The organism is Vibrio sp. V19_P1S1T109, assembly GCF_002241375.1.
GTDB classification, from domain to species: domain Bacteria; phylum Pseudomonadota; class Gammaproteobacteria; order Enterobacterales; family Vibrionaceae; genus Vibrio; species Vibrio anguillarum.
In genome coordinates, this window is the sequence record NZ_NDIM01000354.1 from 1 (window position 1) to 4,719 (window position 4,719).

Consider the following 4,719-nt stretch of genomic DNA (forward strand, 5'->3'; position numbering starts at 1 on the left):
GAGGGTGAGAGATGGCTAGAAAGCTGGATAGATGAAGCGAACCACTCAGGCATTGTGATGCTAGAGAAGTTTACTAAGACCCTGAGGAAGCATAAGGATGGGATATTGGCATTTTATGATAAAAGGATGAGTAGTGGTCGAGTAGAGGGTGTGAACAACCGAATAAAGACGCTGAACAAAGTCGCCTATGGGTATCGTGATTGGGAATTTTTTGAGTTAAAAATCAAAGCCAGTCATGAGGCGAAGTATCGATTTTCCGGATGAACCCAATTTATGAACCCAGACACAACAAAGAACAACTGATAAATTTCTTAAAAGCAACATTTCGCCCTGACACGGTTCCACCGTTCATCAGAGATAAGTTTTATTAGGGCTACGCATAGTACAGTTGACAATAGTGCTCTTTGCCGTAAAGAAGGAATGGGGCAAAAACTTGCTAAGAGAGCGGTTGGTCTAATGCCCGCTCTCGCTTCCTCATCGTATCCACCTTCAGATATATGTTATCTAGAAAAACGCAAATAACAGGCAATAGCGGCTTGTTAGATTGAGCCTACAAACCGCATTATTACATCAATCGATATCACTTCTAGCGGCATCAACGGCTAGTGAGTCCGCTATCTCATTCCCTCTGACACCAAAATGCGCTCTAACCTTTTTGACTTCGACGTACCTTTCAGAGAGAAGAGCATCGACTGTCTACCACAAGCGGTTATTTAAAATCGTGCTTTAATCCGCTCTACGCCAGTTTTTCTTCTTCCAGCTATCACAATGTCTGAAGGCAGTGAAGCCAGCAAAGAAAAGTAACTTCACCAGCAGCGGTAAAAATAACAATGGGGAGCGTGATGCTCCCCATTCTTTTTTGCTTCTATACACCAGTTTGAAGGTATATGTTATCGATAAAAAACACTCTTGACCTTGGTAGAACCAACTTCATATAAGGCTTGAATAGTATGACCATTCACAGACTTGTACTTGTCCCAAGCTCCGACAACACCAAGTACTGGTACTTTTTTCTCTAACATCGACTCAACAGGCTTCCCCATCATCTGATGAACTAGTTCCTTGGATGAGATATTCTTTAAGTCATCCATAAAGAAGTTAGGATTCGTGGCAACAATCAATTTTAGAACGCTGCTGTTTGCGTCAAATTGAAACTCCAGCCCATTATCAAAAGTTCGAATGTAAAATTCTTCAGTGTAGCCATCCATCGTCGATGGCACATTACCTGTTATTAACGCTGCAAACTTAGGGTTTTTCACAAGGTCTTGATAAGTGCAGCCAATAAAATCTAAATAGTTCATCTAATACCATCCGTTTGCTTTATTTAAGCGGTGGAGCTCTTCTCTAGCGTCCTCAAGTTGCTCATCAGTGTAGCCATTTTCTTTTAAACATGTCTTAATCGCATCAAAATTCGAATTTACTGCCGCATCTAGATCACCTGAATCAACTTGCTGCTTTTCAAGTTTATTTCTTCCACCATATGTTTCACTACACTTTTGATGAATCTCTCTCGGGATCGCTACTCCAGCACCTGAGTTAATAATTTCTTTCTTTTCATCAGCAGTTAAAGGACGTCCAAGCATTTCTTCCGCAGCTCTTAACAATGCCGCCTGAGATGGAATATGATCTATATCCATCCATCCTTTTTGCTTCTTGGCGCTAAGTCGCCATAAGTGCCTACTTCCAGTGGTTTTACCTTAGTAATTCCAGCACTACGCTTATTAAATACTAAGTACAAGGGGGACACGCCAGAATCCGCAGGGAAAGTCACAATATACTCGGCAAGATCGTCCTCGGGATAGAGCGCTGTACCTATCTCTTGTTCATGCTCTTCAATCGGGCGCACCCAAATGTTGTGTACATCGAGCTCATCATTTTCGGGCAATACAGTATCAGGGGTTAGTACATCCGTTGAGCCATCCGGTGTCCATGTAATGGTAATTCCATTCTCTAGCTCAGCAACAAAGTGTTGTCCTTGTTGTACAGCTTCACGCTTCGCAACTCGCTCACCATAGGCGCTCCCCTCTCCCGTTTTGATGCCAACCACTTGCTGTTTACCATTTTCGTCCGTATACATATTGAAACGGACACGCATCGTCGTAGTGTCACCGGTCGCAAAATCTGGATTTCCTTCTAAGGTACCATCCGCAAGCTGAGACGGCCATAAAGCGGCCACTAGAAAGCCACCCATTCGAGCAAAGCCTGCTAACGCTTCTCCTGAAATCGACCACGTACCAATCGTATTGGTCGTATTGCTACTGAGAATACCAAGGTTCGTTGCCGCGCCATTTGCGGGGATCGCAAGGAGTGCCGTTTTTCCATAGTCGGTGGCTTTAGAAGCCGTGGTGATGGTGGTTAAGTTCGTGACGGGCAATTCTTTCTCGAACAGACTATCGCTGTTTATCGCCTTAAACTGGGTTCCTGAGATAAGCGAATCAGAGTAATCATAATGCGTGTTCGCCAAGCAGCTATAGGTGCAAGGGGAAAGCGGAGGTAAATCGGTCGCTTTTTCTGGAGTGCTCTGGTTTTGTTCGACGGCCTTAACGGTCAGCGTATCCCCGACTTTCAATGACATCGGATCGGCATTGTACTGCGGATTCAAATCCAGTAATTGTTTCGCCGACAAACCATATTGCTCTGCAATGGCTCCCCATGATCCTCGTTGGTTGGTCTTAGAGTCCGTTCCAACAGTATGCGTTTCTGGTTTACTCTCTGCTTTCTCTGTGTCCGAGGGTTGAATGGTTTGTCTTTCTGCGACAGGTTGCTTGGGCGCAGCAAGCAATTCGTTGATATCAAGTTTAATACCATGTTGAGCCAACCAGTCATCATCGAGGTTGTCTAGCTCTTCTCGGGTAATTGGCTGTTCAAGATAAATCAGATGTTGGTTTTCAACGTCTTTACCTTCGAGCTTCCAGTAAACCAGAATGGCACTTTGATAGATGTTGTAGCCTTGCTCATCATTAAGCTGCTCGTGAGTGGAGCGTGTCGCGTAGAAGGCCCACTTGCCATTTCCTAGCAGCTTGTATTCTTGAACTAAACGGCCATTGTAGAAATGGTAGTAGTAGCCTTCTGTTGGTAGCCCCAAACGCTCACCAAGCTGCACTGAGGGGACAACTGGGATAAAGGCTTCTCGCACTACACCAGAGCCTATAGGCTTCACCTGCACATTGTCGGGAACGCTAATACCCAGAGCATTGGACGCTACTTTAGCGACTAATTTTTTCGGTTCATCAAAGGCGGTATGAGCCGTATATTTTGTACCGTGCTCGGTTGCCTCCGTCTGCCAACGGCCAATCAGGGATTCTTGTTTGGTTTTCGCCAGTTCAAACGCATACCCCACGCTTTTTCTAAACGTCTCATCCGAGCAAGCCACTTCAAAGCAATATTCGTATTGCAGTTTTGGTGGTGCATCTGAGGTATCAGGTTTTACGGGCTCAGGAACGTAGGTCTCTTCAATGTTAGGCGCATAACCAGCGGCGCTTTGAGTGGGCGCAGCACTGCCAGCCGCACCGCCAGACATTTTTGTTCTGGACAGGTAGGCACTTTTCGCTTCTGGCGATAACGCCTCTTGCCCTTCCGCCGACAAGCTCCATGATTTGCTCATGCCATCTCGGAGCATCACAGGCTTTGAAGGGGAATCGGTCAACAAGGCTAACTCACCACTTTTCAGCTTGTCCATAAAACTGGAATAGCTCATCCCCTGAGGGAGTGCTGAGCCTAACGCTCTTTCGTCCAGCCGACCAATGTCACCTTCAACCTGACCGAACTCATATGCCATCAGTTCGGTTAACCGTACCACTCGATAACCCACAGTTAAATCCATCTGCTACTTTCAATAGGCGTATTCTACCTAAACAGTCGTAATTGCAGGATTTATAACCATAAGTTCGGTCTACCAATTGCAGACATTGTGATTTTCACCCACTACATCCAAACCTATTGATAATGACTTCATCATTAACCAACTTAGCCCAAACAAAAAATAGGGCATAGCTTGAGAGGTGTTACCCTCCCAAACTATGAATTCTTGTATTAGTCAGCTTCCGCAGCTTCAACCGCCAACAGGTCAGCTCTTTCATTCCCTTCAATGCCCGAATGTGCTTTGACCTTAAATACCTCGACATACTTCCTAGAACTCAACTCGTCCACTTGTTGCCAAAGCTGGCGGTTTTTAACCGGTTTCTTATCCGCTCGACGCCAACCTCGGTCTTTCCAATCGTCCATCCAGATGTTGAAACCTTTCACACAGTAATCACTGTCCGAATAGATAACATCTCCATCTTCTGCGTATTCCAATGCTTCAATTAAGGCCAGTAGTTCCAGCTCAGCATTGTCGGTTTTTCGATTGATGGTGATGCTCTCTTCATGAACAATCTCGTTGTCTTCATCCATGACCACCAGCCCGATACCACCTCGTGTACATCCGTGTTGGTTGTTTGGTGCAGCGCCGTCTACGTAAATTGAATAACTCATTTTTATCTCTCTCTAATTGCAAAAAGGGCGCATGACTTTGCTTAGCCAGCGCCCCGTTGATGATGTGATTTGCTGTTTGTGTTACTGAAAGGATTCTGCGTTGTCTCTCATGCTCAGACGCGATTCCATCCATTCCTCTATTTCACTTTCGACCCAAGCTACCGCTCGTCCACCGAGTGGCACACTCTTCGGAAAATCGGTTTCATCAGCCATGAACTTATAGATAGTGGAGCGGCCTAGCCCTGT

6 protein-coding genes and 1 pseudogene are annotated in these 4,719 nt (G+C 45.5%); 1 reads left to right on the forward strand and 6 read right to left on the reverse strand.

Features of this window, described 5'->3' with window-relative positions:
- The coding region (locus tag B9J87_RS16590; protein WP_141201591.1) for a transposase at nt 1-264 on the forward strand (264 nt) is incomplete at its 5' end.
- 306 nt (nt 265-570) lie between these two features.
- On the opposite strand, the pseudogene B9J87_RS17950 reads toward B9J87_RS16590, so the two are convergent.
- From B9J87_RS17950 to B9J87_RS16615, 6 genes and pseudogenes are all read right to left on the reverse strand, one after another.
- A pseudogene (locus B9J87_RS17950) lies at nt 571-678 on the reverse strand (hypothetical protein); the annotation flags it as partial.
- Between the two features lie 212 nt (nt 679-890).
- The gene (locus B9J87_RS16600) at nt 891-1,301 is read right to left on the reverse strand and encodes a hypothetical protein (RefSeq protein ID WP_094151793.1); all 411 of its coding nucleotides are present in this window, start codon (nt 1,299-1,301) and stop codon (nt 891-893) included.
- Nucleotides 1,302-1,637 (reverse strand): hypothetical protein, encoded by a 336-nt coding sequence (locus tag B9J87_RS17955; RefSeq protein WP_254918150.1) that lies wholly within the window; start codon nt 1,635-1,637, stop codon nt 1,302-1,304.
- A complete protein-coding gene (locus B9J87_RS16605; protein ID WP_254918151.1) occupies nt 1,628-3,823 on the reverse strand; it encodes a T6SS effector antibacterial DNase in 2,196 nt (731 codons plus the stop codon). The genes B9J87_RS17955 and B9J87_RS16605 overlap by 10 nt, the downstream gene beginning before the upstream one ends.
- Before the next feature lie 209 nt (nt 3,824-4,032).
- Complete coding sequence (locus B9J87_RS16610; protein WP_019827556.1) at nt 4,033-4,473, reverse strand: ribonuclease HI; 441 nt, start codon at nt 4,471-4,473, stop codon at nt 4,033-4,035.
- A gap of 81 nt (nt 4,474-4,554) precedes the next feature.
- The coding region (locus B9J87_RS16615; protein ID WP_094151795.1) for an AlpA family phage regulatory protein at nt 4,555-4,719 on the reverse strand (165 nt) is incomplete at its 5' end.